Raw genomic sequence first — 26,002 nt, forward strand, 5'->3', positions numbered from 1 at the left:
TTCAATTCGTATGGTAATGGTTATATATAATAGAGTATTAAAATCCACCGGTCGTTGTTTTTAAGCATTCAATCGCATTAAACTTTCGGGAATTGCCACGGGCTTCTATAGCTCCGCTTCAAATACGCGTCCGCTTTCGGATTATCCACAAACTTACGAGCTTGCGGATCATACACAACACGAGTTCCCGTCAAATATGAGATATTAGCCATATGGGCTAGGATCGTCGCGAAAGCCCCTTTCTCGATCGGGCTGTTCGTCTCAATAGATTTATTTAATATACACTTACACCAATTCGTCGCATGGGCCTCAATACCGCCATCCTCGAACTTCCCGACAAGCTGGGAACGGTCGGTTAATAACTCACCCTCCCGGTTCTTCTCTGGAATCAATTCATAACCTTCACGATTACATACTAAGGTAGCTTTACTTCCTACCCAAGCTACCCCTTGATTCCGATTATACAGGTGAGCGACTTGTTGTGCCCATTCTATATGGAAATTCTTATATTGGAAGATCGTTGTCTGGCAACTGGGAGTCTCATTAAAAGAGGTAGGATCTTTATAAGCCGTAGAGAATACCGCCTCCGGATATTCACGGTCACACAATCCTAACGCTTTCAATCCATCGAACGCAGAGTCTATCCAATGCACTCCCCAGTCGGTTTGCTGGCCGCCTCCATAATCCCAAAAACCACGCCATCCACGAAAACGGTAATTATTAAATGGACGCTCGGGAGCCGGGCCCAACCACATATTGTAATCTAATGTAGAAGGAACCGGAGAATCCGCTACGGCCGGACGTGGGTCCGTCGATTGGCAAAGCCATAGCTGAACTTTATAAACATCCCCCAACACACCGGATTTCAATATCTCATTAGCCGCCAAGAAATATCGTTGACTAGTCTGCCATAAGCCAGTTGTTACCACCCCTTTATATTTCTTTTGGAAATCCATCATCGAATGGCACTCCGGAATCGAATTACCAACCGGCTTTTCCACATAAATCGCCTTGCCCGCTTTTAAAGCCTCAGCGAAGATGTAAGGATGCCAATGATCCGGTGTTGCGATAATGACCCCGTCGATATCCTTATTTGCCAAGACTTCCCGGAAGTCACTATATGCCTTGATCGAAGTCGTTTGGTTTGGAAAGTCTTTTTTGAAACGTGCGATCTGCTCATCAAGTCTCACTTTGTTCACGTCGCACATGCCCACACAATGTACCCACGGATTATCAGTCAAAGCCCCTTGCAAATCACGGCATCCCATACCGACACCTATTACTGCGATATTCACCCGCCCATTTATAGTCTCTTCCTTATGAGAGACGGTAGGAGCTGCCGATGCCAAAAGAGGTGAGATACCTAAGCCGGCGGCCAACATCGTCGAGTTCTTTAAAAAATTCCTACGTGTAGTCATAAATCATTATTTTAAGGTTATACAATTTATAAATTACGAATCCATATATTACGGAAAGCCACTTCCACTCCATGATCCTGTAAGCTTAATGGCAGACGGCCATGCGCTACATATTTAGGTAAACCGGTATATGGGGTCGTTCCTTTCAGTACATAATTATTCTGTACTACGATACCGTTCAATACCACAGTAATCATAGCGGGAGATTCCAATTCATCGTTTGTCCCGAAACGGGGAGCTTTCCAATAAATATCATAAACCTGCCACTCATTTGTCTTCGTGAAAGCATTTACCAACGGTGCGCTTTGCTTATAAATACTGCCGACCCAGCCATTCACATACGTAGGATTATCCTCACAATCCAAAACCTGCACCTCATAACGGCTTTGTAACATAATGCCACTATTTCCTTTCATCTGTAATGTATTATCCTTTCCCGGTGTAGGGGTCTTGAACTCGATATGTAACTGGCAATCTCCAAAATAATCTTTTGTCCGGATCGATCCGGTCCCGGAAGCCACAATCATCGCCCCATCCTTTACGGTCCATTTAGCGGGACCTCCATCTTTTCCCGCAGATTCCCACATAGAAAGATCTTTTCCATCAAACAGGATGATCGCATCGGAAGGAGCACCAGTTCCGACACCCGGCTTTACCTTAGGAGGAACCGGATAATACCATTCAGTACTCTCAGGTTTCCATCTTTCCGGTGGTCTTTGTTGTTGATTACTTTGTTGGGCACTCATAAAAAACGCTCCACATAAAAGACTGATAAGAACAATCATTTTTTTCATGCTACATAGTATTAAATTAATGTTTCTGTTTTCGCTCTATGAACAAGCAGTAGCAAATGTATCACGGATATGAAGAATCCTCTTTTTCTATTTTATCAAAATCGTTTCCGATTGTCGCATAATACAAGTTCCAGCCTGTCCCCCCCGGTCATTGAGAAAATCGTATCAAGAATGAGACAATTTTACATGGCGAAGTAAGCCATACCCTTCCGTCATATTCCGTCTTCTCTCCCGGATTTCTTCCAAGGTTTGTAAATTCCCGATAGAAGGCATCTCATTTCGTCTAGCGTTATCCAAGAATTTCCACGCATACTCGGAAGCGATAGCGGAATCACGCATCAGTGGTAGGCGGGAATGAAAAACTCCGGTCCGTACGGAATCTGCGAACAAATCACATAGCGTACTTATATTTTTCCCTCCATAGGGCTTCTCGATCCGGTGTGTTTCATTAACACCTCTCAACTCCACGACCGCAGTCTTAAAATCATGACTCATCCGGGCGATTCCTTTCGTTCCTATTACATCTACGTAAGAGTTATGCGTTTGGTCTTTCGATAATTGTCCATACACATGCCCTTGTGTTATATCAAATACCACCCCGTTCTCAAATGTCCCGTGACATTGCAACCACCAAGGTTCGGGATAATCCCACATCCGGATCGCCTGCGCATGCCATGTCTTATACTCGCATCCGGCATACCACCGGGAAATGTCCACATAATGCATTCCGCAATCATGAAAAGACGGACCTTCATATTCATGACCTTCACCCGGAGCCAACCCCGGAGTCATATGGCAAATGCGAATGATCGCCAAATCTCCGATCTCTCCTCTCCGGATAAATTCTTTAATCGTATTATGGTACCAAGAATTACGCAAATACAAATTAACGGTCGAGAACAAACTTGAGTTTTCCACGCATTTCACGACCTCCCATTCATGCTCGATCGTATCTGCGACCGGTTTCTCTGAGATGACATGTTTGCCAAATGCCATTGCCTTCTTAATTTGCCTCAACCGGGAATCCGCCAATGTAAATAAACCGACCACTTGTACTTCCGGGTCCTCGAATACAACTTGCTCATCCGCTACGATTCGGGATGTCGGCGACTTCCTCCTTGCCAAATCTCGTGCCTCTGGGTCCGTATCGCAGATGTAAAGTACCTCCCATTGATCGCTCTTCCGCATCTCCTCCAAATAAAATCCACCCATGCGACCAAAGCCTATTATACCTACTTTTACTTTTTGATTCATATTCTATCTTTTAAAGATTCACACTGTTTTTGCCAAAATTAAAGCCCCTTGAGTCAAACAGTATTGCACTTTTCTCTCAAAATTATTACCTATCGTCTCAACAAACAGTCTTACAAGGAACGGCTTTTAAAGCCAAAAACCGAAGTCTGGACATTGAAACAAAATGAAAAACAATGATACGATACTGCTATGGAAAGTCTAGGAAAAGGCTTTATATTGCGCATGAAATACAAGGGAGATCTATGAAAAAAAACTTGATGAATTATTTATACGTCCTATTATTTGTAGTAACCGCAATAGAGCTCAACGCCCGGTCATACTACTTTAAATCCTATGAGGTAGAAGATGGATTAAGCAATAATAACGTGACATGTTGTGTCCAAGATCATTATGGCTTTATGTGGTTTGGAACACGGGACGGGCTCAATCGATTTGACGGGAACAAATTCCATATCATAAAAAATCAAACCAAACAGAGAGGAACTTTAATAAGTAGCTGGATTACCGACTTGGCGATAAGCCCTTCCGGTGAACTCTGGGTGGGTACTAATATGGGAGTACAAAAATACGATTACCAAACCGATACTTTTTCCTTGATAAAGTTCACGAAAGGAATCGGCTGTACCTATCTGGAATTTGATCACCAAGGGAATCTGTGGATGCTGTTATCCGGCTTTTCCCTTATTAAATATAATGAGCAATCCGAGCTACACCAAAACTACCTGTATAAGGATAGTGATCCGATCACCTCTTTCTATATCACCCCCCAAGATCAGATCTGGGCCACCACGTTAAACGGCAATGTCGTCCTCTTAGACCCGACCGATAACAAATTCATCCCTCTAAATATCCATAACGGTAACGACACCTTACATATAGATAATATGACGACTCTATGGGCATCCCCGTCCGATAATACATTACTGATAGGTACAAGCGATAACGGAGTCAAACAAGTCAATATACAAACAGGTGTTTGCCGAAATGTTCTTACCCAGCAAAAGAACAGCCCCCTCTATACCCGGGATATTTTCCAAGTGACAAACGACGAGGTATGGATCGCCACCTACAACGGTATCTATATCTACCAAATCCCCTCAAACAAGACCTTTCACATAGAACAAGACAAATGCGATCCATATTCACTATCTAATAACGCTATCAAACAGTTTTGCAAGGACCGGGAAGGTGGCTTATGGATCTGTACGGATAATGGGGGCATTAATTACCTTCCCCCTTATCTCAAATTCAAGAAAGACTACAATATACCCGGGCAAAAAACAATTAACGGTGATATTATCCATGATATTTGCCAAGACGCTAACCATAATATATGGATAGGAACCGAAGATGCTGGTCTCAATAAACTCGACATCCGTACGCAAACCTATAAGAACTTCCAAGATAAAGACGGTCTTTCCCAAAGCTGTATCCACGGGCTTACCGTGATTGGAGACTATCTATGGATCGGGACACACGCTAACGGGGTAGACGTGATGGATATCCGTACGGAGAAAATCATCAAGCATTATACGATCGCCCCGAATCCTTACGCCTCCCAAAACGATATCATCGTATATCTCTATAAAACCCGGAAAAATAACTTGCTCATAGCTACGGCATCCGGCATGTATCAATATAATCCGGAGAAAGATATTTTCGAGCCTCTCGATCAATTCCCCGGTAATTGCAGGATACAAACGATCTTCGAGGATCACGAAGGGGTTATATGGGCAGGAACATTCAATACCGGATTATATTATTTCGACCCAATCCGGCAAAAACACGGCGAATTTAAATTGGATTCCATAAACACGAACGCCAACCGGACGATCAATCACATCCATGAGGATACTAAAAACAATCTATGGTTCGCTACCGGAAACGGAGTGAAAATGTACGACCGGAATTTAAAGAGTACGACAAAATACACGACTCAAGACGGCCTACCCAGTAACGTCATTTACCGGATCGAGGAAGACCCTAAAGGCCACATGTGGATCAGTACCACAAATGGCCTAGCCGTACTTAACCCGGTCAATCAAGAGATCAAGGTGTTCAAAAAAGAACATGGGCTCCTGTCCAATCAATTCAACTATAACTCTTCTTTAAAAGCTAAAGACGGCAAATTATATTTCGGAACCTTGAAAGGCTTGGTCCGGTTCCACCCCGATAATATCCAACAGTTCTCTATCCAACCGAAGATTTATATGACACAAATCAATTATTCGGACCCCGACCATAATCTATTGAGGCAAAAAGACATCACTTTTAAAAAAGGGATCACCTTAGAACATAATCAGTCCACATTCTACATCGACTACACATCATTAAGCTACCAAGCTCCCAACCTCACCCAATACGCCTATTGCATGGAAGGGTTAAGTTCCAAATGGTATCATGTGGTGGGCGAGAACCGGGTTTATTTCACGAAACTACCGCCCGGTAATTATACGTTCAAGGTGAAGGCGGCGAACCTGTCCGGTATTTGGAATGATGAGCCGGCGATGTTCCAGATTACGATCCTTCCCCCATGGTGGCTCTCTACCAAGGCGTTAATCCTATATGAGATTATCGCTATCGGATGCGTAGTGTTGCTGATCTTTATCATTTCCCGGCATAATAAGGCCAATATACAGCAGAAAATACAGGAGTTCGAGAATGAAAAGGAGAAGGAGCTTTATCAAGCTAAGATTGATTTCTTCATCAATATCGCTCATGAGATACGTACGCCCCTGACTTTAATTAAAAGTCCTCTGGAGAAAGTAACACGGGACATCAAGCTATCTCCCAGCGCAAAGAATTATCTGACAATTGTGGATAAAAACGCGAACCGGCTACTGGATCTGGTGAATCAACTACTGGATTTCAGGAAGACGGAAATCGAGGGATATAAACTGAACTTCATACATACGGACATCATCGCATTGATGCAAGAGACCTTTGAGCGTTTCCACGACACGGCGGAGCAGGAGGCATTGCAAATGATTATCGAGTGTAACGTGAAATCTTTCTACGCCTTTATCGATAAGGAGGCTTGCACGAAGATACTCAGCAACCTCCTATCGAACGCTATTAAATACGCAAGAAGCAAGATCATCGTCCGGTTCGAGGCGCAAGATGGCGAGCGATTCACGATCGATATCATGAACGACGGAAAGCCCATCTCGGAGGAGATAAAAGAAAAGATCTTCGAGCCTTTCTACCGGGATGACTCCTCTATCCATAAATCCGGGACCGGGCTCGGACTACCCTTGGCCCGTTCTTTAGCGGAGATGCACGAGGGATCGTTGACGTTGGAGGAATCTCCGGCCGGGCTTATCATCTTTAGATTACGTTTGCCGGTGAACCAACCGAACTCATTAAAACTAGAGGAAGAGAAAGCAGAGGTCCTGACCAACCCTGCCAGCGAGCGGAAATATGTCACCCAAGAATCCCGCCCGACGGTTCTCGTGGTGGAAGATAACACCGAAATGCTCCATTTCATCGGTCAAGAGATCAATGTCCATTACAATGTTGTCACCTCCGGTAATGGCGAGGAGGCGATTGCCCGTCTTCAGGAATATGGCATCCAATTAATCATCAGCGATATCATGATGCCTGTCATGGATGGTTTCACCTTATTGAAAAAGATAAAGACTAATCTGGAGTTCAGCCATATCCCGATCATCCTCCTGACGGCTAAGAACACCTTACAATCTCGCATGGAAGGGCTTGAGCTGGGGGCGGACGCTTACATCGACAAACCTTTCTCCATGGATCTATTGCTTACCCAAGTGACGAACCTGCTGAACAACCGGAGCAATATGCGTGCCTATTATTTCAACTCGCCGATTGCCAATATCAAATCCATGGCTTACACGAAGGCGGACGAGAAGTTCTTGAAGAAACTGAACGATATCATCGACAGCCATATAAACGACGTGAACCTAGACGTGGACATGATAGCGGACTTGATGAATCTAAGCCGTCCGACCCTTTACCGTAAAATCAACGGCCTATCGAACGTAACGCCCAACGAGTTGATCAAGATCAGCCGGCTAAAGAAAGCCGCCGAGTTGATCCTTCAAGGCGATATGAGAATTTACGAGATCGCCGAGGCGGTTGGTTTCAACTCGCAATCCTATTTCAGCCGGGCCTTCTCCAAGCAATTCAACATGAGCCCCTCGCAATACGCGAAAGAAAATAATATCGAATTGAAATAGCCCGCTAGGAAGAATAGGTCTGGAACCAGCGGGTTACCTTCTCGCTATACGTCTTGGAGATCGGGATATCGGGTACTTTCTCGATCCCCAGCTCCAGATAAACGCCCTCCTTCTCCCTGCGGATCACCTTCACTTGGTCGAAATTTACCATGAAAGAACGATGGCAACGGAGTACATTCGTATCAGCGAGGTTCTCTTCGATCGCCTTCAAGGAGTTGCGAAGCATAAACTTCGTGAGCTGCCCCTTATTCAGATACCAGATACAAACGTAATTATCCGCCGATTCAAGATACAGCAGGTTACTTCGCTTCACGGAAAGGCGCAACTCGTTCTTCTCGTCATAGAAAGAGAAAACGCTTTGCCGAACCGCCGCTTCTGTCTGGTTCTCCTCCAACAATCGCAATTGCCGCTCTTTCTCTTTATAAGAGAAATACAGGTGCAGCACGGAATAAGGGAGCAATAAAACCAGACTGGTATTCACCGCCGAATCGTTAAAAACTTCCATATATTCTCGTTCCGGATTCAGTACCAACGTATAAATCGTATAGAAAAGCGACATGAAGAATATCTCCAGCACGATCCAGATCGCATAGGTCCGGACCGTGATAGCATGCCGCTTCCCCCAATGGAACAGAATAATACGGCTCAAGACAACCACCAATACTCCCGTCAAGATAATCAAGCTAGAGAATACGAAGAACTTAAACTCCGAGACCTTGTACCAAGAGGTGGAGCTAAACGGCTTGTAGATGTTGATAAACACCAACGCGAACAAGGCCGTCCACAGGATCAGCCTCACGATATTCTGCTTACCGTATATGTAACTTGGTATTTTTTGATCCCACATTCCCATCTTTTTGCCTCTATTTTGGAACAAATGTAATCATTTTCCCAGACGAAATTCACCCCTCTATAAAAGATTTCACCCCTAAATAACACTTTATGTCCCCAACAAAGCCCGTTTAAACCATTTATTTTGAAGAGATGTTTTTCTATTGTTTGTTTGCAGTAAAAAATCAGAGGATTATGGATATTTCACTTCGTACTAAGCAACTGAACAGTCTTTTCTCTTATGACAAAAAGACTGAATTGGAAGAGAGCCATCTGGAGATCATCCCGTTTCGCTTCACCCAGACCCGTGGCGCCAGCGAGATCGACGAGTTCCAGAAGGGACTTACCCCCACCGGATTCTGTCCGATGACAGACGATCGTATCCAAGAGAACAAATCTTTCTCGTATGCCATATTCACGCCCTCGGGACGTAAAAAGAATAATGAGGCGATTATCCTGTTGCATGGCCTGAACGAGCGAACTTGGGAAAAATACCTCACATGGGCGGAATACCTCACCCATACGACCGGTAAACCGGTCATCCTGTTCCCGATCGCTTTCCATATGAACCGTACCCCGGGATTATGGGCCAATCCCCGTGCGATCCTCCCTTGGGTAAGCAAACGCAAGGAGGAGATAGCGAACGTGACGAACTCCACCTTCGCCAACGTAGCCCTCAGCAGCCGGCTATCCCAAAACCCGTTACGCTTTTACGCCTCGGGCAGAGAATCCGTTTATAATATGTGGCAATTGGTTCATGAGATCAAGAACGGCGAGCATCCTTTGTTCAAGGAAGATACGTCCATCAACTTATTCGCTTATTCCATCGGCGCGTTACTCTCGCAGGTCTTGTTATTAGCGAATCCGGACAAGATGTTTACGGACACCCGTTTATTCATGTTTTGCGGTGGCTCCATCTTCAGTGAGATGGATGGCAACGCCCGTGATATCATGGACAAGGAGGCGTTCGCCAAGGTACGCCATTACTTCCGGCATGATTTCTTGGAGAACCGTACGCTTCCCACCTCGTTCAAGAATGATTTTCTGGAGCAAGCCTTTAAGGCCATGGTACGTGAGGATGTGTTACGAGATTACCGGGAGTCGTTCTTCCAACGGGCTTGCGATCGTATTCGGGCGATCTCATTGAAAAAAGATATCGTTATGCCTACTGGCGGGGTGATCAAGGCTTTAGGAAAAGCGTCCGGCAAGATATTGGAAGAGCTGGATTTCCCGTTCGCTTACTCCCATCAAATCCCCTTCCCGACACACTCCCGTATCGATCCGGGCCTGATCAACCAAGCCTTTCATTCCATATTCACGAGGGCGGCGGCGTTTCTCTAAAGAGATCACAAATTGTGACCTCAAACACTCATATTCTTTTTTAGTTCATGCAGGTACAATAAAAAATCGCTAAATAACTAATATTACGTTATTTAGCGATCATCCATCGTGGTCCCACTTGTACCTATTTTATGTTACTTATTGATACCTATTGATACTCCCTTTATTTCATCATTTGCTGATTTTCAATAGTTTATAAATTACAGCATGTATCAAGGAGTATCAATAGGTAACAAAAAGGTGGGCACAATGTGGGCACATTTCATGAGAAATAATACCTTTGCGAAAATAACAATAACGGGAAGCGGTTACATTTGTCGATCTTTTCTTTCCTTCGCTAAAACTCGTGCGAGAGAAGAAATAAGTTAAAAAAAAATTGTTTTGTTTTAGCGGCACCATCGACACCATCGACACCCGAAAGAATGAGTATAGGTATATGGCAGTGAATTTTTTTCTTCGAGGGAAGAGCGGTCTTTGCGCTATATTCGCAAGGATCCGCAGCAGGAAATACGGAATGGATATAAGAATCACGACCCGCTTGTATATTGACGCTTCCGCATGGGAGAAAGGACATCGTGATATAGAGTCATTAAAAAGATTCCGTATAAGGGAGAAGGCCACATTTGACAAGTTGGACAAAATAGAACGAACGTTGAATCTATTATTAGAAAACGGGACGATCAACAATGATATAGCCTCAGAGCGGATCAACGAAATTGTATATGCCGAGGAAATAGCGGAAGAGACGGAAAAAGAACGGATAAGAGCAGAGGAGGAAAAAGCCGCACGAATGATGGATCTTAACGCCTACATACAAAAATACATAGATGAAATGCGAAACGGGACAAGGAAAAACAACAAGGGAATGTTATATTCACCGGGTACGATAAAGAACAAGGTATCGTTCCAAAGCGAGTTCAATAAGTTCCAAGAATATACCGGCCATAGATATAACTATGATGATATAACCATGGATTTCTACAATGATTTCATAGATTTCTTCAATGATAAGGAGTATAGCCCAAATACCACCGGGAAACATATCAAGAGCCTAAAGGAGATCATGGCGGCGGCGTTCACAGAAGGATTACACGAGAATACGCAAAGCTCCATGAGATCATTCAAGATACTATCGGCCGATGCTGATACGGTTTACCTAACCCGGCAAGAGATCACGGCGATCGAGAATCTGGATCTATCGGGAGACAAGCACAAGGAGCTATCATTGTGCAGGGATGTCTTTCTTGTCGGGGTTTACACGGCGCAAAGATATAGCGATTACCACCGTATAAACAAGACGAACATAATAACGCTAGGGAATGGTATCAATGCGATAAAGCTCACCCAACAAAAAACAGGGGCGAAAGTGGTTATCCCATTAACCGGGAAACTGGACACACTACTAAAAAAATACAAGTACAACCTACCGAAGACATACTCTCAGATCATGAACGAGAGTATAAAGGTCATTTGTCGGATTGCCGGAATAACACAAAAGGTAGAACACACTAGCGCAAGGGGAGCGAGGATCATTACCGAGCGGATCGAGAAACACAAGCTCATTACCACTCACACCGCACGGCGCACGGGAGCTACGCTCATGTACCTGGAAGGAATGGACACGTTAAGCGTGATGAAGATAACCGGCCACAAGACGGAAAAAGAGTTCAAGAAATATATTCGTGTCGGCGAGGAGGAGAACGCACTATTGGTGTCTACGTCTAAATTTTTCGGATAAAAGTTGTACAAGGAAATATATTCATCTATATTTGTGAACATGAGAGAAGAACGGAAAAAGACGATATTATCCGAGACGGGGAAATTCCTTGTCGATATAGCCAAGCTGGTGTTTGGTGGGGTCATTCTCGCGGGCATCATGAAGTATGAGAGCGTGAACTCAACATTGTTGTATGGTATCGGTGGTATGGCTGTCGTTATCTGTTTCGTATCAGGACTTATATTATTAACGCTATCAAAAAAATAAAAGCATGGGACTAATCATATTTTTGTCAATAGTCGGGATCATAGCCTTGTGTATAGGGGTATGGGGTATGGTGCAGCTTCATAATGAAACGAAGGTGTCTCATTGATACGATGGGATTCTTTATAAAAAAGGTCGTGTCTAGTAGGTTAGGCATGACTTTTTTATTTTTAGTTCTTTTTACAATTCCGCATTAAATACATAATTATCAGCTTATTACACAATACCATTTCCGCAAAAATAACCAATTAGCATTATTTAACTGATTACGCATTTATACATAACAACATAATATACAACCAATTAACCATCATGTAATTTACGATTACCAAACAAATCACTTTTTTCTATTCGCTATGTCTGAAATATGCCTATCTTTGCGGTGCGACATTTCATATACAGGTACTACAAGCGAGTAGGCCAATAGATAGTAGAAAGCATTTGCAGTTCTATCATAATCCGTTATATATATCTATGATGTATATGGAGTGTCGCAACTTTGGATTATATAGGACTGCTTTTTTGTTTAATTCATCTAACAGCGACATTCCAGATGAAACAATCAATCCAAGCCACCGGTACACCCGTACCCGTGTCCGTAAGAGCCGGAAAGATCTTCTCGTGGCGCACTATCGCCAAGTTATTAACCGTATTGTCATTCGGCTTGCTCGAGTGCGATAACAGGAACGACGTTATCGGTTACGTCAAGGTGCTAATCTTATTGATGTCCGCATTCGTTTTGGCCGGGCTGGAAGGAGGTGCGCTATGAGCAATATAGGGCTATCCTACGATTTCAAGGAGGTAGACAATATGTTACATAACAAGTCTTTGAGTGAATTGAAAGAGGGCTTATTCTATCTTCTCTTAAATTATGCCAAATTGATAGAGGATAAAAATATCCATGAATTTATAGCGGACATATCAACATTAAGGTTTGTTTTCGACATGCTTGCGTCTATCAAGCCTATAGAGACGGAAGGAGGTGAGAAATGATACAGTAAAGAGTCGCATATTTTTCCAGAGAAAGAGTGTTTTCAAATTACTTAATAAATCCATATTTTAATAACTACAAGCAAAATGAAAGATTCGATAGAAGAGATCGTCGTTAAATCCGGCGATAAAGAGATAAAGATAAACGATGTTTCCGCTTTAAAGATCGGCAGCTTTACCATGACGCCGGAAATGATCGAGGAGTTAAAAATCGTGTCTCAATATAAGTACTCATGTGATATAAACAACATGATGGATCACTTGATACTTAATAGTTTCGAGAATGATGATGACGCAAAAGACACGCTAAACAAAATAAGAGCGATGTTTTGTATCAGGGACTTTTTGAGGAGTATCGAGAAAGAGGGCATCGACATATACAACAATAACCGCATAATACACTGACAAACAATTTAATACATTCATGTATTACATCAATTCGGTATATACATAAATGGCAATGAAGCCATTTGTATAAAATGTTTTATTTATGAAAATAGAGGAACATATTCTTTTCACAAGGACAGAGTTAAATGCGATGATTGACGCTCGTGTAAATCTGAGGCTGGAAGAGAAGTTGAAAGAGATGATCGAATTATGTAATCCGAAGTTCTGTACGGTCACGGACATTTGTAGGGAATATCATGTTTCCAAGCAAACGGTTCATAGATGGGCGAAGACAGGGACCATCGTCCCCCGCAAAATCGGGGGGCGTACCCTATTCCTTAGTGAGGAGGTGGAGAAAGCCTTATGCGATAAACCGAGGTTGATAAAAGCTAAAAGGAAACAAGGAGGAAAACCATGAGAACCGACTTTTCTAAATTCGACAAGCCGGAAGAAAGGCCGAAGGACGCACGAGCGATCATGGCCGAATTACGGGATCTAGTACTAAGGGTAGATTTTGTCTCTTTAGTACATCCGGAGGCCGGGAGCATAAAAGAGCGTATGGGATCCGTAACGGACGATGCGGAAAGGGACACATTAAAAAAGAGGCTCGCAAAGCTGAAAGTCACGGAGCGGCAGAAATATGTCGTTATCGTCGATGAGCTTCTACGACTGGCCGAGGCCAACAACTACGGGCTGGCCAAGAACGGTGCGTTCGTCTACCTTTATAATGGGCGCTATTGGGAAGAGATCGAAAAAGACCTATTGACCGATTACCTTGGTGAGATAGCCGAGCGGATGGGAGTGAAAAGATATGACGCCCGGCAGTTCCAAGTGAAAGAGAACCTGATGAAACAGTTCCTTTGCAGCAGTTTTCAGTCATTACCGGATCCGGGGGATGGAATAAAGATAAACCTAATGAACGGCACTTACGTTATCGGGGAGAAAATAGAGTTGAGAGAGCACAGGCGGGAAGACTTCTTGAAATACCAACTACCGTTCAAATACGATCCTATGGCCGTTTGCCCGTTATTTCATAAATACCTAAATACCGTATTACCGGACAAGACGGCGCAAGATGTTATGGCTGAATATCTAGGCTATTGCTTCACGAGGGGGCTAAAGCTGGAGAAGGTGCTGGTATTGTACGGCTCCGGAGGTAACGGGAAGGGGGTATTCTTCGAGATCGTATGCGCCTTATTGGGGAATAAGAACGTTAGCAATTATTTCTTGAACCTCTTATGCGATGATAACGGTTATTACCGGGCGAAGCTATGTAACAAGATCGTGAATTACAGCCCCGAGAAAGGAACGGACTTTGGAGGCGAGATATTCAAGTCGCTTTGCAGCGGTGAGCCGGTACCGGCACGATTACCATACGGCGAGCCGTTCGAGATAACGGATTACGCCAAGTTGATCCTAAACGCGAACTCACTACCGGTGCCACAGGAACAAAACGAGGCTTACTTTAGGCGTTTCCTTATTGTTCCATTCAGCAAGACAATACCACAGGAAGAACGAGACCCCGATTTACCAAACAGGATCATACGCAATGAGTTATCGGGGATATTCAACTGGGTACTGGAGGGGTTGGACAGGATAATAACAAACCGGAGATTCTCCAATTGCGTTACCGCTAACGAGGCGTTGGAGGCGTATAAGATAGAGAGCGACAGTGTGACATGCTTCATCAAGGAAGAGGGATATATATCCAGCCTTGATTACCGCACGGAGCTAAAGACATTCTACAATGATTATCGATCGTTCTGCATGGATAACGGGTATAAGCCATGCTCCAACCGTGTATTCAGTAAACGAGTCGAAAACAACGGGATCACGTTAATAAGATCCCATGGATCGAGATATGTGTATGTAGACAGGAAACAGGAGGGAATGATATGAGCGGGATATTCGATATTAAGGTTAGCTTTTATTCCGGCGTGACATGCGTAAATCCTACGGATGTCGTTCTACGGGATATGTTGTTCGGCAACGAATATAGGGAGAATGTCTTATACGCGAGGCTACTAAAAGCGAACAAGGGAGACGAGGCTTATAAAGCGGCCAAGATGCGATTGCCACTTTTCACCCCATCCGGGATGTTCTCCAGCTCAAAGGCGGATAGCCTTATACGACATAGCGGTTTCATCTGTATCGATATAGACGGCAAGGACAATCCCGATCTTGACGATTTCGACGAGGTGAAGGAGCTTATATCGCAAGTGCCTTACATAGCCTATTGCGGACGCTCAGTCGGTGGACATGGTTATTTCGCCCTTATAAGAATATCCGATCCCTCTCAGCACCAACGACACTTCAATTCGCTTAAAGAGGATTTCGCCCGGTGCGGGTTGGTGATCGATAAGGCATGCAAGGACGTAAGCCGCAAGAGGTTCGTTTCCTTCGACTCATCGCCATACGTAAACGAATGCGCACTAATCTATAAACGATTAACGAATGAGAGACAACAACCTATGCCAAAGATCCAACAACTATCCGGAACCGGGAGAAGCAAGGATGTATCGGATTTAGTGGAAGCTATCAAGCGAACCGGCACGGATATAACAGGGGGGTATGACCAATGGTTCCGTATCGGATGTGCGTTGGCTACCGAGTTCGGGGAGAGTGGAAGGAACTTGTTCCACGCTATCAGCGAACAAGGGGTTAGCTACAATTACCGGCAATGTGACAGTAAATATTCTGACTGTTTAAGAGCCGGGGGGAATATAGGGATTGGCACTTTATTTTATTACGCTAAAAATTATGGATTATGAGAAAAGACAGAGAGATAGGAAGATTGGATATGATTTCGGCAAGGATAAGACCGGACGAGACTTTATTCTTGGAAGAAATGAGCGAGGCTTTTAAGATAAGCAAAGGAGAGGTTATAAGAGCGGCCTTAATGATCGCACGGCGGCTATTGCAAGACGAGGAGACCGGGAAGATCAACAAGGAGATATGGGATCGATTCAATGATACCCCCCCCTTATGATTTTTTAGAGGCGGGAAGTGTTGAAACCACGTCCCAAACAACTTCACACGCACAGTGATTTTCAGATTTTCAAAATGGTAATAAAAAAATAAGATAATGGCAAAGAAATATATATTCAAGATTCCGGACTGGGTACAGCCGGGTACCAAAAACTTTATAAAGGCGGTGATTAAGAGCATAACCCCACGACCGGAAGATGAGGGGCTTTTGATGAGTCTTTGCGCCAACTACGACACCATGCTGCAAGCTCGTGACACGATAGCGAGAGAAGGCGTTTGTATAAAGTGCGGAGACAAGACGGTAAGACATCCGGCAACGGCAGTTCTAAAGCAGTCCAGCGATCTTGTCGTAACGATCTGCAAAAGCTTTAGAATAACAAGGAAGGAATCACCGAAAGACCTAGAAAGAGAATTGTCCCCGATAGAACAATACTTCAAAGAAGAGGGTATTTTAAATCATTGACAACAAGCAAATTGACAGCAAAACGTATATATCTACACAAAATGTAATACACCGATTCGGTATATATATAGAAAACTTTTAAACATAGAATTTATGAACGCAAGAGATTACATTTGTAGAAATTACCTTAAACTGGCGATGCTAGCAAAGGAAGCGGTAAGCGAGAATCGGATATTCTTGGTAAAAGGGGATCAATTGTTACAACAAGCAATTGACTTGATGGAACGGGATTATAAAGGCGAAAATCCGGCCATGGCTTTTAATAAAGCGATAGGCCGTCTAGTGAATCATTATCAAAACATAGAGAAAGGCATTTAATATGGGAAAGATAGAAAAATGGAATGATCCAAAAAGGGATATAAAGGAAATCATGATGCGATCGGAATCCGGAAGACGGCTTTTAGAGCTGGAAAAACGATCGTTCGAACAAGATTTTATGAATAGAATCGAACAAAAAGAGGATAAAAATGAGCGAAAAGAACCTTCGAAAAGGTCAAGTTTTAAATATACTCCGCAAAGTTTTTGCGCTATCCTAGCGGATCTTACCCGTTGCGAGGGGTTTAGCGACCCTAACACCCGGTTTATATCAAACGATGCGGAACAAATATTGGTACGTTCCGGTGTACCCACATCTGCGGCCGGATTTTTCCTACCTCTGTCGGATGAGACTAGAGCGATAACCGCACAAAACGCACCGCTTGGAACATTCATAGCCTCTTTCAATCGGGCGTTAAACGATCACCTCATATTATCCAAGTTAGGCATTACTCAATTACCGAATTTAGTAGGGGCAAGCCGGGTATGCGAATATTCAGGATCTACGGCTAAATGGGCAGGAGACACGGACAGTGCGCAAAACGGGAAAGGAACGTTCAATAAGGTTGAGCTTACCCCGCACAGGTTAACCGCATATCTTAACGTTAGCCGATTAGAGTTGGCGCAAAACATTGGTATCGCCTCTTTCTTGGCCGACGACCTAGCGCAAGGCGTAGCAGAAGCTATAGAATATGCGGTATTCGGGGACGAGGCTCATTCGGACAACAAGCCGGACGGTTTCTTTACGGGGAAGGATATAACGCAGATGGAGGCTACCTACACTAACATTCTTTCTATAGAGGGTGCCGTAAGGAATAACGGCATGCCTATGAATTGGGCCATGAATGGAGATTGCGAGAGGCGATTAAAAACAACGCAACGCAACGGGTCTTCGATCGTGACCGGGGGACTTTGCAGCGACCGCCCTTATTTTGTGTCCGACATGATCCCAAGGATAACCACGGGAGAAGGTTCAGCGGAGAAGACAGGCGACGGCATTATTTACGGTCGTTGGTCTGATTTCATTCTAGCTTCATGGGGTGCGTTAGAGATTATATATAATCCATACACGCAAGCCATTAACGGACAAGCAACTTTTATCGTTAACTTTTATACGGATTGGACATGGGTAGAAAAATCATTCAAGACGGCAGCGGTAAAAGGCGTATAATTGTCTTCCGTGTATCGGAAAGCGATTATACACGCCTTAAAACAATCGCAAATAAATATCGATCCAGCGTGAGCAACACGGCTAGGCAACTTTTGGGGATCTCAATGGAGAAACTAGAATAAAGAATCAAATGTTGTTGCTTTTTACATAGATCTGTTTTTACCGGATGCTTTAAGCATTCGGTTTTTTTTATGTCTTATTTTATATTCCCAGTGTCGATGGTGCCGATGGTGTCGCTATACTCATTCTTTCGGGTGTCGATGGTGTCGATGGTGCCGCTAAAACAAAACAATTTTTTTTTAACTTATTTCTTCTCTCGCACGAGTTTTAGCGAAGGAAAATACAATAAGCTCTTTAGAAGGGACAATAAAAGGTGGGCACAATGTGGGCACATTTCGCACATATCAAGCAAAATAAAAATCGCTAAACAGCTGATATTACGTTGTTTAGCGATCATCCATCGTGGTCCCACTTGGGCTTGAACCAAGGACTCCCTGATTATGAGTCAGGTGCTCTAACCAACTGAGCTATAGGACCTGTTCAGAGCTAGGCTCTGAAATCGGGTGCAATATTACGATTTATTATCGAGATATGCAAATGCTAAAGGGAAAAACTTATTTTTCCGCGCTTTCTTCTCCGGCGAACTCCATCAAGTATGCTTTGATGAAATCGTCGATCTTTCCATCCATCACACCGTTCACGTCGGAAGTCTGGTAGTTCGTACGATGGTCTTTTACGCGACGGTCATCGAATACGTAACTACGGATCTGCGAACCCCACTCGATCTTTTTCTTTCCGGCCTCCACCTTGGCCTGCTCGGCCATACGATGCTGCAACTCCTTATCGTAAAGGATGGAACGCAATTGACGCATAGCGTTCTCACGGTTCTTGGGTTGGTCGCGAGTCTCGGTATTCTCGATCAAGATCTCTTCTTCCTCGCCTGTATACGGGTCCTTGAACTGATAACGCAAGCGAACTCCGGATTCCACCTTGTTCACGTTCTGTCCTCCGGCGCCGCCCGAACGGAACGTATCCCAAGAGATAGCCGCCGCCTCTACCTTTACCTCGATCGTATCATCCACCAACGGGGTGACGAATACGGAGGCGAAAGAGGTCATTCGTTTACCTTGGGCGTTGTAAGGAGATACACGTACCAAACGATGCACGCCATTCTCGCTCTTTAGATAGCCATAGGCGTAATCGCCCTCGATATCGATCGTAACCGTCTTGATACCGGCCTCATCCCCTTCCTGATAGTTGGCGATAGAGATCTTATAACCGTTATTCTCAGCCCAACGCTGATACATACGCATCAACATGGAAGCCCAATCTTGGCTCTCGGTACCACCGGCACCCGAGTTGATCTTGAGCACGCAGCTCATTTGATCGGCCTCGTCACGAAGCATATTGCGGAACTCCAAGTCTTCCAGTAAATGAAGGGCCTTCTTATAAGCCGCGTCCACCTCTTCCTCGGTGATAATCTCTTCCTTTACATATTCGTAAGCCAACTCTAGCTCCTCAGCCGCCGCATGTACCTCACCGTAAAGCTCGATCCATTTCTTTAGCTCCTTTACTTTCTTCATCTGGACTTCCGCGCGTTTGGCGTCTTCCCAGAAACCGGGGTCTTGCGTACGTAGCTCCTCCTCTTCTAACTGAATGGTCTTGCTATCGATGTCAAAGATACCCCCTCAGCGCCTTATCGCGCTCCAACACGTCATGTAGTTGGTCTGATGTGATCATATGTTCTTTTCTTTTTTAAATTTACCGCGAAGATAAGAAATAGTTGATAGCCGACAAACTCGTTATTCCTCGTACATCGCCTCTATCTCGGTAGCGTACTTCTGCAATACGACCGGACGGCGCAACTTTAGCGTATCCGTCAGCTCGCATCCCATCATGAAGGGTTCCGGCAACAAGGTAAAGCGCTTGATCTTCTCGTAAGAAGCCAAGTTCTTCTGGTGCTCCTCTACCCTAGCCTCGATGAAACGAATGATATCCTTGTTCTTCACCAACTCCTCCCGGCTCTCGAACGAGATGCCTTTTTCCCCGGCATACTTCTCCAACAATGGATAAGCCGGCACGATCAAGGCGCTCACGAACTTACGTTGATCGCCGATAACAGCGATTTGCTCGATATAATTATCACCGCTCATCACCATCTCGATCGCTTGCGGGGCGATATATTTTCCGTTTGAAGTCTTATACAAATCCTTGATTCGTTCCGTAAAGAATAACGTATTACCCTCCAAACGACCAGCGTCGCCGGTACGGAAGAAACCATCCTCGGTGAAAGCCTTCCTCGTTTCCTCCGGTTTATTATAATACCCGGACATCACGGTCTTGCCTTTCACCAAGATCTCGTTATTCCCCGGATCTATTTTCACTTGAACTCCCGGCATTACCTCACCAATAGAACCAAACTGGAATCCGATCTCCGGGTAGAAACAAACCGTAGCCGTCGTCTCGCTCAGTCCATAACCATAAGCGATCGGGATATTCACGGACTGCAAGAACTCATTAATCGTGTCCGATAACGGAGCGCCCGCCACCGGGAAAAACCGTCCACGCTCAATACCCAATACCTTCTTCAATAAGGTAAAAACCGTTTTATTGTAAAATTGGAACTTCAACTTCAGACTACACGGGGCCGGAATACCTTTATTCTTATACTCCAGATTATACTTTCGCCCGGTCTCGATAGCATCCAAGAAAATCTTCTTCATGGCCGGAGAGGCGGAGTTGATCTTCTCGTGTACGCCCGCATACACCTTCTCCCAGAAACGAGGCACATTGCACATCAAAGTAGGATGAACCTCCGGCAATGTCTTCTGGATCATTTTCGGGTCTTGGTTGATAGCGATCGTAACCCCTTTATGGAGACAATAATAGCACCAAGCTTTCTCGAAGATATGAGTCATTGGCAAGAAACTCATGGATAGATCCTTGTCGGTTACCAGAGGCAGACGGACATCATGTATCCGCATCGCCTCCAGATAGCAAGAATGAGGAAGCATTACGCCTTTCGACTCACCTGTCGTACCGGACGTATATATAATGGTAGCCAGATCCTCCGGAACGGCTTCCGTCATACGTATTTTCACCGTGCTCTCCGCATGCGCGTTATCCCCCAAGCGCAAGAAATCATCAAAATAAATGGACGTCTTATCTTCCGGATTCATCTTGACCGCCGGATCAAAGACAACCAGACGCTCCAGATACTTAGAGTCCTTCTGTACCTTGAAAGCGTTATTATACTGCAATTGCTCACCCACGAACAACGTGCGGATCTTAGCGTCATTGATGATGTACTCGATTTGTCCCGGAGAATTCGTCGCGTACATCGGGATGGAAACCACCCGGTTACCATACGCACCGAAGTCCGTATATAAACACTGAGGCATATTCTGGGAATAAACCCCGATATTCTCTTGTACCTTTATCCCGAACTCAGCCATCGCCTTGGCCGTAAGCATAACTTTATCGGAAAACTCCCTCCAAGAAATCTTCAACCATTTCCCCGTAGCGTTATCTCTATGTTTCAACGCTGTACGGTTCCCATATTTCTCTGCCTGACGGTGTATTAACTCGGCGAAATGATAATAAATCATAATTCCTTATTTTGAATTGATACCGCGAAAGTACGCTTTTCTCTTCTAAAAGACACGACATCAGTCCTTTTTTTACACATAATTGCTCTTTTTGTGCAAGTATTCGGTTAAATAATAATAATTCATAGTAGCATGTATTGCATAGTACATATGTAATACATACATTTGTAGCATAAAATTAAAAGAGATGAATGCAGAGAACGTAAAATCACAAATGAGGAAAGGGACGCTGGAATATTGCATCCTCCTGCTTCTCAAAAAGGAACCCGCTTACACCTCTGATATCATTCAGAAGTTACAAGAAGCGAAGTTGATCGTTGTGGAAGGCACTTTATATCCTCTTTTAACCCGACTAAAAAATAGCGAGCTATTAAGTTATCAGTGGATAGAATCTACGCAAGGACCGCCACGCAAGTATTACCAACTGACCGAGAAAGGAGAACTATTCCTCGGCGAGCTGGAGGCTTCATGGCAGGAACTAAATGATACAATAAACCACATCAGAAACAATTAAAACGAAAGAGTGATGAAGAAGACACTTACTGTTAATCTGGGAGGCACAGTTTTCCACATTGACGAAGACGCATACCAATTATTAGACAAATATCTGTCTAACCTGCGCATCCACTTCCGCAAAGAAGAGGGTTCGGATGAGATCATGGATGATTTCGAGATGCGTATCTCGGAACTTCTTAACGAGCGTGTCCGCTTAGGCTACGAGGTCATCACGATCGAGCAGGTAGAGGAAGTGATCAAACGGATGGGTAAGCCGGAAGAGATTTTCGAGGAGGAAGAGAAAAGCACCGACCACGAGGATAATTACCGGGCACAACAACAGGAGACTCATACCCAGACGACCAAGAAACGCTTGATGCGTGACCCGGATAACCGTATTCTGGGAGGTGTCGCCGGAGGTTTCGCCGCCTACATGGATTGGGACCCGACTGCCGTACGTATCGTGCTTTTCCTTCTGATGTTCTTCTATGGAATCACGGTTCCGCTTTACTTTTTGTTGTGGATCATCGTACCGATGGCACGTACGGCGACCGAGAAACTCGAGATGCGCGGACAAAGCGTGACGGTGGAGAATATCGGAAAGACCGTGACAGATGGATTCGAGAAAGTCAGCAATAACGTGAACGACTTTATCAGCTCGGATAAGCCGAGGAACTTCTTCCAAAAGCTGGCGGATGTTTTCGTTCTGGTCATCGGGTTCATCTTGAAGTTTTTCATCATATTAGCCGGAATCTTCTTGTTGCCGCCGCTAGTACTAGTCGTATTCATTCTGGTAGTCGTAACATTCGCTTTGCTCATGGGTGGAGCCGGATTCATCTATAATCTCTCTCCGTTCGGAGCGGACTTGATAAACGGAGCACCGCTGTCAATGGCAATCATGGGATGCATAGGGACGATCTTATTCATCGGCATCCCCATATTCTCCCTGATATACGCGATTTGCTGCCAATTGTTCAAGGTACGTCCCTTACCGACGCAAGCAAGATGGATATTATTAGCCTTATGGCTTATCTCCCTTGTATTATGTGGCGTATATATCCATCAATCCGGTATGCTATATGACTGGCATGATTACTGGAACGGTGTACACGGTTGGAACAGGCATGCCGTTTGGCTCCCCTAATCCTATTCGAAGATGTAAGATGAAGATATCAATTTAGTAGTTTATAATGTTTATTGTGTGTTTAAAAAAAGAAGGCCGCTCTGTCACAGAGGGGCCTTTCTTCTAAGGTTAACAAATTTATGAGTAAAAACCACTAATGAATCATATTAATGATTTGCTGTCCCCTTTGCATGATATTGTCACGCATAAAACAGCGGGTACAAATATAACCAATTTTTTATAATTAAAAAATTATATTCAATTATTTGAATTCTTTTCTAATCTTAGCGGCGATCTCGGCCAATTCTTCTTGACTTACAGCCAATTTCTTCCCGCCGAAATACATATCGGACTCCTTCGTGATAGGAATCAAATGGATATGCGCATGGGGCACTTCCAAACCCATGACAGCCAATCCTACACGCTTACACTCGATAGCGGTCTCTTGGGCACGAGCTACCCGTTTAGCGAAAGCGACCATCCGTCCCAGCATCGGATCATCGATATCAAAGATATAATCGACCTCCTTCTTGGGAATTACCAAGGTATGCCCCAAGGCTATCGGATTGATATCGAGGAAAGCAAAAAACTCATCGTCTTCCGCAACCTTGTGGCTAGGGATCTCACCCGCCACGATTCTACTGAAAATAGTTGCCATACGTCTTTCTGTTTTTAAATTGAAATATCCATAATCTCAAACGTCATCAAGCCGGAAGGTACACGGATCTCAACGACATCCCCTACCTTCTTTCCCATCAAACCTTGGGCGATCGGCGTGCTTACGGAGATCTTTCCTTCTTTTAGGTTAGCCTCCGAATCCGATACCAACGTGTAGGTCATGACAGCGTTATTCTTCGTATTCTTAATTTTCACCTTGTTCAAAATCTGAACCTCATCTGTTTTCACACGACTCTCATCGATCAGACGGGCGTTTGAGATCAAACCTTTTAACTGCGCAAGCTTAGCCTCCATGATACCTTGAGCCTCTTTGGCGGCATCGTACTCAGCGTTCTCAGATAAGTCACCCTTATCCCTCGCCTCAGCGATCTGGGCTGATATTTCAGGGCGCTTCACGGTCTCCAAATAGTTGATTTCAGCTAAAATCTTATCGTAGCCGTCCTTTGTCATATAACTAACAGCCATATTAAATCCTCCTTATTCTTTATATTAATATTGATTGATTATCGCATAATAAAAAAGAATCCCGACCAAGTCATATGGCCGGAACTCCCCTTTTTTATCATTTCAAGACTCCGCAAAGTTAGGTTATCTTTCTAAGATGAACAAGTTTACGAAAGTGCTTTATAACATATAAATCTGATGATTAAACCATGAACAATTTACAATACGGACTTGATGTCAGCCTCAAGTTTCTTCACGTCATCCACCCGTTTAACCAAGTTTCCCTTGCGATCCAAGATAAAGATCGCCGGAAGCTGTTTCACGTTATACAACGCCGCGGTCTGAGAGTAAACAGACTGTGGATCACGCACGCAAGTCCAAGGTAAATTAGAAGCGGCGTTCTTCCAGAAGTGGACATCATTATCCAAAGAGATCTGGTAAATCTCCAAGCCCTTATCGTGGTACCTCGTATATAAATCGCCAAATTCCATATTCAAGGCAGGAGACCATTCGGACATATAGGCCGTGAAGTTGATCAACACCACCTTACCTGTAGCGACAGAAGACAATTTCGTGTTTTCCCCATGTACATCCGGCAACTCGATATCCAAGAAACTAACCTCTTTCTTCTCCACCTTATCCAAGTCCATCGGGCGCTGGCTACGAATCACCTTTATCGATTGAAGAGCCAAGTTATACAGATGCTTAGCACGAGGGCTTTCCGGATAATAATGATCGAAGCTGGTGGCTACGGCGCCATAAGCCTTCGAGTCGTTCTTGTCATACAAATCGAAGAACAGCAAGCCGTCGATTTGCTGGAACAAGGCAAAGTAAGCGGCAGCGGACATCGGGGCGGAATAAATATACTTACGAGCCACGTCTTTATAAGCCTCGGCGGCCTCGAGCACCTGGCGGGAATATACGGAATCCGCCAACAGACCGGACTCAGATTCTTTCCGTAAACGATGGATCGCTTGGTTCGCGTCTAATTGAGCCAAGGTAATATTCTTGATCGCCTTGCAATTCTCTGAGCCCTCCACGCTATAAGAAGTAGCGAAAGTCCCGGCATCGGCCACGAACGAGATCGTCTCCGTAGAATCTACCGAGAAGTTGATCAATTGGTTATTCAGACGCAAGCGATAAAAATCCGGGAATGCCGGACGAGGCTTCGTAAAGCTGAATTTACCCGCCGCCGTCAGTTTTACGGAGTCCATCAACTCTACCGTCGACACACCTACATTCTCCAGATACATCATCTGGCCATCAGCGCCGGACACTACACCTTCCACCGTAAAATCAGAATTCTTCTTACAAGCCGTGAACAAAAGCAACATAACACACAGCACAGCTAGTAAATTCGTAGATATTTGTTTCATTATTCCAGTTTGTCTATATTACTAATCTGGTGCAAATATACATTATTTTACAATTGTGGCACTATTATTCCGTATTTCTTCAAGGCTTTTTTCAAAAAAAGTATTTCAAGACTGTTATTTCTTTTCATTTTCATGCAATT

The 26,002-nt window shown here is 44.3% G+C and carries 25 protein-coding genes and 1 tRNA gene; 16 read left to right on the forward strand and 10 right to left on the reverse strand.

The features are described 5' to 3' along the window. Positions 1 to 77: 77 nt before the first annotated feature. The 3 genes from ACYIA1_RS14680 to ACYIA1_RS14690 all read right to left on the reverse strand — a co-directional run bounded on the left by ACYIA1_RS14680 (position 78) and on the right by ACYIA1_RS14690 (position 3,466). The gene (locus ACYIA1_RS14680) at positions 78 to 1,418 is read right to left on the reverse strand and encodes a Gfo/Idh/MocA family oxidoreductase (RefSeq protein WP_057326718.1); all 1,341 of its coding nucleotides are present in this window, start codon (positions 1,416 to 1,418) and stop codon (positions 78 to 80) included. Positions 1,419 to 1,444: 26 nt separating this feature from the next. Continuing rightward, positions 1,445 to 2,212 carry a 3-keto-disaccharide hydrolase gene (locus tag ACYIA1_RS14685; protein WP_005860843.1) on the reverse strand — a complete coding sequence of 256 codons (768 nt, stop codon included), beginning with the start codon at positions 2,210 to 2,212 and terminating at the stop codon, positions 1,445 to 1,447. A 165-nt stretch (positions 2,213 to 2,377) separates the two neighbouring features. Continuing rightward, positions 2,378 to 3,466 carry a Gfo/Idh/MocA family protein gene (locus ACYIA1_RS14690; RefSeq protein ID WP_480335658.1) on the reverse strand — a complete coding sequence of 363 codons (1,089 nt, stop codon included), beginning with the start codon at positions 3,464 to 3,466 and terminating at the stop codon, positions 2,378 to 2,380. 257 nt (positions 3,467 to 3,723) lie between these two features. Here ACYIA1_RS14690 and ACYIA1_RS14695 point away from each other — a divergent pair, with 257 nt between their 5' ends. Beyond that, the gene (locus ACYIA1_RS14695) at positions 3,724 to 7,671 is read left to right on the forward strand and encodes a two-component regulator propeller domain-containing protein (RefSeq protein WP_480336320.1); all 3,948 of its coding nucleotides are present in this window, start codon (positions 3,724 to 3,726) and stop codon (positions 7,669 to 7,671) included. A gap of 4 nt (positions 7,672 to 7,675) precedes the next feature. Here the strand turns inward: ACYIA1_RS14695 and ACYIA1_RS14700 are convergent, their stop codons facing one another. Beyond that, positions 7,676 to 8,518, reverse strand: a complete 843-nt coding sequence (locus ACYIA1_RS14700; RefSeq protein WP_022192277.1) for a LytR/AlgR family response regulator transcription factor — start codon at positions 8,516 to 8,518, stop codon at positions 7,676 to 7,678. A 179-nt stretch (positions 8,519 to 8,697) separates the two neighbouring features. Here ACYIA1_RS14700 and ACYIA1_RS14705 point away from each other — a divergent pair, with 179 nt between their 5' ends. The 13 genes from ACYIA1_RS14705 to ACYIA1_RS14765 all read left to right on the forward strand — a co-directional run bounded on the left by ACYIA1_RS14705 (position 8,698) and on the right by ACYIA1_RS14765 (position 18,138). Beyond that, positions 8,698 to 9,843 carry a DUF6051 family protein gene (locus tag ACYIA1_RS14705; protein WP_022192278.1) on the forward strand — a complete coding sequence of 382 codons (1,146 nt, stop codon included), beginning with the start codon at positions 8,698 to 8,700 and terminating at the stop codon, positions 9,841 to 9,843. A gap of 436 nt (positions 9,844 to 10,279) precedes the next feature. Beyond that, positions 10,280 to 11,581: a phage integrase SAM-like domain-containing protein gene (locus ACYIA1_RS14710; RefSeq protein ID WP_053093260.1), complete on the forward strand. Its 1,302-nt coding sequence runs from the start codon at positions 10,280 to 10,282 to the stop codon at positions 11,579 to 11,581. Between the two features lie 39 nt (positions 11,582 to 11,620). Beyond that, entirely contained in the window at positions 11,621 to 11,827 is a 207-nt protein-coding gene (locus tag ACYIA1_RS14715) for a DUF6722 family protein (protein WP_048928689.1), read from the forward strand. 550 nt (positions 11,828 to 12,377) lie between these two features. After that, positions 12,378 to 12,593, forward strand: coding sequence for a hypothetical protein (locus ACYIA1_RS14720; RefSeq protein ID WP_048928690.1), 216 nt, complete (start codon positions 12,378 to 12,380; stop codon positions 12,591 to 12,593). Further along, a complete protein-coding gene (locus tag ACYIA1_RS14725) occupies positions 12,590 to 12,817 on the forward strand; it encodes a hypothetical protein (RefSeq protein ID WP_122377490.1) in 228 nt (75 codons plus the stop codon). The genes ACYIA1_RS14720 and ACYIA1_RS14725 overlap by 4 nt, the downstream gene beginning before the upstream one ends. An 84-nt stretch (positions 12,818 to 12,901) precedes the next feature. Further along, positions 12,902 to 13,219 carry a hypothetical protein gene (locus tag ACYIA1_RS14730; protein WP_480335662.1) on the forward strand — a complete coding sequence of 106 codons (318 nt, stop codon included), beginning with the start codon at positions 12,902 to 12,904 and terminating at the stop codon, positions 13,217 to 13,219. A gap of 85 nt (positions 13,220 to 13,304) precedes the next feature. Next, a complete protein-coding gene (locus tag ACYIA1_RS14735; RefSeq protein WP_048928761.1) occupies positions 13,305 to 13,619 on the forward strand; it encodes a helix-turn-helix domain-containing protein in 315 nt (104 codons plus the stop codon). After that, a complete protein-coding gene (locus tag ACYIA1_RS14740; protein ID WP_217773547.1) occupies positions 13,616 to 15,100 on the forward strand; it encodes a DNA primase family protein in 1,485 nt (494 codons plus the stop codon). Before ACYIA1_RS14735 ends, ACYIA1_RS14740 begins: the two co-directional genes overlap by 4 nt. After that, the gene (locus tag ACYIA1_RS14745) at positions 15,097 to 15,972 is read left to right on the forward strand and encodes a PriCT-2 domain-containing protein (protein WP_122377493.1); all 876 of its coding nucleotides are present in this window, start codon (positions 15,097 to 15,099) and stop codon (positions 15,970 to 15,972) included. The genes ACYIA1_RS14740 and ACYIA1_RS14745 overlap by 4 nt, the downstream gene beginning before the upstream one ends. Beyond that, positions 15,969 to 16,190 (forward strand): hypothetical protein, encoded by a 222-nt coding sequence (locus tag ACYIA1_RS14750; RefSeq protein ID WP_048928692.1) that lies wholly within the window; start codon positions 15,969 to 15,971, stop codon positions 16,188 to 16,190. The genes ACYIA1_RS14745 and ACYIA1_RS14750 overlap by 4 nt, the downstream gene beginning before the upstream one ends. A gap of 96 nt (positions 16,191 to 16,286) precedes the next feature. Beyond that, positions 16,287 to 16,652, forward strand: a complete 366-nt coding sequence (locus tag ACYIA1_RS14755; RefSeq protein WP_048928693.1) for a P27 family phage terminase small subunit — start codon at positions 16,287 to 16,289, stop codon at positions 16,650 to 16,652. A 93-nt stretch (positions 16,653 to 16,745) separates the two neighbouring features. After that, positions 16,746 to 16,970, forward strand: coding sequence for a hypothetical protein (locus ACYIA1_RS14760; protein ID WP_048928694.1), 225 nt, complete (start codon positions 16,746 to 16,748; stop codon positions 16,968 to 16,970). A 1-nt stretch (position 16,971) separates the two neighbouring features. Beyond that, a complete protein-coding gene (locus tag ACYIA1_RS14765; RefSeq protein WP_122377495.1) occupies positions 16,972 to 18,138 on the forward strand; it encodes a phage major capsid protein in 1,167 nt (388 codons plus the stop codon). 463 nt (positions 18,139 to 18,601) lie between these two features. Here ACYIA1_RS14765 and ACYIA1_RS14770 read toward each other — a convergent pair. The 3 genes from ACYIA1_RS14770 to ACYIA1_RS14780 form a co-directional block, all read right to left on the reverse strand. Continuing rightward, a tRNA-Ile gene (locus ACYIA1_RS14770) sits at positions 18,602 to 18,675 on the reverse strand. A 77-nt stretch (positions 18,676 to 18,752) separates the two neighbouring features. Continuing rightward, a protein-coding gene (prfB, locus tag ACYIA1_RS14775) for a peptide chain release factor 2 (RefSeq protein WP_121963098.1) occupies positions 18,753 to 19,878 on the reverse strand; the annotation gives its coding sequence in 2 pieces (ribosomal slippage) (positions 18,753 to 19,814 and positions 19,816 to 19,878; 1,125 coding nt in all). Between the two features lie 62 nt (positions 19,879 to 19,940). Further along, positions 19,941 to 21,746, reverse strand: a complete 1,806-nt coding sequence (locus ACYIA1_RS14780; protein ID WP_048928503.1) for an AMP-dependent synthetase/ligase — start codon at positions 21,744 to 21,746, stop codon at positions 19,941 to 19,943. Positions 21,747 to 21,933: 187 nt separating this feature from the next. Here ACYIA1_RS14780 and ACYIA1_RS14785 point away from each other — a divergent pair, with 187 nt between their 5' ends. Both ACYIA1_RS14785 and ACYIA1_RS14790 read left to right on the forward strand, forming a co-directional pair. Further along, on the forward strand, positions 21,934 to 22,260 hold the full coding sequence (locus ACYIA1_RS14785; protein ID WP_005860828.1) for a PadR family transcriptional regulator: 327 nt from the start codon (positions 21,934 to 21,936) through the stop codon (positions 22,258 to 22,260). 12 nt (positions 22,261 to 22,272) lie between these two features. Beyond that, a complete protein-coding gene (locus tag ACYIA1_RS14790) occupies positions 22,273 to 23,385 on the forward strand; it encodes a PspC domain-containing protein (RefSeq protein ID WP_044546543.1) in 1,113 nt (370 codons plus the stop codon). 241 nt (positions 23,386 to 23,626) lie between these two features. On the opposite strand, the gene ACYIA1_RS14795 is transcribed toward ACYIA1_RS14790, so the two are convergent. From ACYIA1_RS14795 to ACYIA1_RS14805, 3 genes are all read right to left on the reverse strand, one after another. Then, positions 23,627 to 24,022, reverse strand: a complete 396-nt coding sequence (locus ACYIA1_RS14795) for an HIT family protein (RefSeq protein WP_480335668.1) — start codon at positions 24,020 to 24,022, stop codon at positions 23,627 to 23,629. Between the two features lie 14 nt (positions 24,023 to 24,036). After that, positions 24,037 to 24,507, reverse strand: a complete 471-nt coding sequence (gene greA, locus ACYIA1_RS14800; protein ID WP_005860822.1) for a transcription elongation factor GreA — start codon at positions 24,505 to 24,507, stop codon at positions 24,037 to 24,039. Positions 24,508 to 24,704: 197 nt separating this feature from the next. Continuing rightward, entirely contained in the window at positions 24,705 to 25,862 is a 1,158-nt protein-coding gene (locus tag ACYIA1_RS14805; RefSeq protein ID WP_005864144.1) for a TlpA disulfide reductase family protein, read from the reverse strand. Positions 25,863 to 26,002: the final 140 nt, after the last annotated feature.

This window comes from Parabacteroides sp. KHUB-02 (assembly GCF_056640955.1).

Bases quoted from the DNA above. Each gene is read 5' to 3' on its own strand.
- ACYIA1_RS14700 (WP_022192277.1), bottom strand. From the start codon at position 8,518: ATGTGGGATCAAAAAATACCAAGTTACATATACGGTAAGCAGAATATC.
- ACYIA1_RS14760 (WP_048928694.1), top strand. From the start codon at position 16,746: ATGAACGCAAGAGATTACATTTGTAGAAATTACCTTAAACTGGCGATG.
- ACYIA1_RS14685 (WP_005860843.1), bottom strand. From the start codon at position 2,212: ATGAAAAAAATGATTGTTCTTATCAGTCTTTTATGTGGAGCGTTTTTT.
- ACYIA1_RS14690 (WP_480335658.1), bottom strand. From the start codon at position 3,466: ATGAATCAAAAAGTAAAAGTAGGTATAATAGGCTTTGGTCGCATGGGT.
- ACYIA1_RS14715 (WP_048928689.1), top strand. From the start codon at position 11,621: ATGAGAGAAGAACGGAAAAAGACGATATTATCCGAGACGGGGAAATTC.
- ACYIA1_RS14740 (WP_217773547.1), top strand. From the start codon at position 13,616: ATGAGAACCGACTTTTCTAAATTCGACAAGCCGGAAGAAAGGCCGAAG.
- ACYIA1_RS14805 (WP_005864144.1), bottom strand. From the start codon at position 25,862: ATGAAACAAATATCTACGAATTTACTAGCTGTGCTGTGTGTTATGTTG.
- ACYIA1_RS14730 (WP_480335662.1), top strand. From the start codon at position 12,902: ATGAAAGATTCGATAGAAGAGATCGTCGTTAAATCCGGCGATAAAGAG.
- ACYIA1_RS14745 (WP_122377493.1), top strand. From the start codon at position 15,097: ATGAGCGGGATATTCGATATTAAGGTTAGCTTTTATTCCGGCGTGACA.
- ACYIA1_RS14735 (WP_048928761.1), top strand. From the start codon at position 13,305: ATGAAAATAGAGGAACATATTCTTTTCACAAGGACAGAGTTAAATGCG.
- ACYIA1_RS14695 (WP_480336320.1), top strand. From the start codon at position 3,724: ATGAATTATTTATACGTCCTATTATTTGTAGTAACCGCAATAGAGCTC.
- ACYIA1_RS14710 (WP_053093260.1), top strand. From the start codon at position 10,280: ATGGCAGTGAATTTTTTTCTTCGAGGGAAGAGCGGTCTTTGCGCTATA.
- ACYIA1_RS14755 (WP_048928693.1), top strand. From the start codon at position 16,287: ATGGCAAAGAAATATATATTCAAGATTCCGGACTGGGTACAGCCGGGT.
- ACYIA1_RS14720 (WP_048928690.1), top strand. From the start codon at position 12,378: ATGAAACAATCAATCCAAGCCACCGGTACACCCGTACCCGTGTCCGTA.
- ACYIA1_RS14765 (WP_122377495.1), top strand. From the start codon at position 16,972: ATGGGAAAGATAGAAAAATGGAATGATCCAAAAAGGGATATAAAGGAA.
- ACYIA1_RS14790 (WP_044546543.1), top strand. From the start codon at position 22,273: ATGAAGAAGACACTTACTGTTAATCTGGGAGGCACAGTTTTCCACATT.
- ACYIA1_RS14680 (WP_057326718.1), bottom strand. From the start codon at position 1,418: ATGACTACACGTAGGAATTTTTTAAAGAACTCGACGATGTTGGCCGCC.
- greA (WP_005860822.1), bottom strand. From the start codon at position 24,507: ATGGCTGTTAGTTATATGACAAAGGACGGCTACGATAAGATTTTAGCT.
- ACYIA1_RS14750 (WP_048928692.1), top strand. From the start codon at position 15,969: ATGAGAAAAGACAGAGAGATAGGAAGATTGGATATGATTTCGGCAAGG.
- ACYIA1_RS14795 (WP_480335668.1), bottom strand. From the start codon at position 24,022: ATGGCAACTATTTTCAGTAGAATCGTGGCGGGTGAGATCCCTAGCCAC.
- ACYIA1_RS14785 (WP_005860828.1), top strand. From the start codon at position 21,934: ATGAATGCAGAGAACGTAAAATCACAAATGAGGAAAGGGACGCTGGAA.
- ACYIA1_RS14725 (WP_122377490.1), top strand. From the start codon at position 12,590: ATGAGCAATATAGGGCTATCCTACGATTTCAAGGAGGTAGACAATATG.
- ACYIA1_RS14705 (WP_022192278.1), top strand. From the start codon at position 8,698: ATGGATATTTCACTTCGTACTAAGCAACTGAACAGTCTTTTCTCTTAT.
- ACYIA1_RS14780 (WP_048928503.1), bottom strand. From the start codon at position 21,746: ATGATTTATTATCATTTCGCCGAGTTAATACACCGTCAGGCAGAGAAA.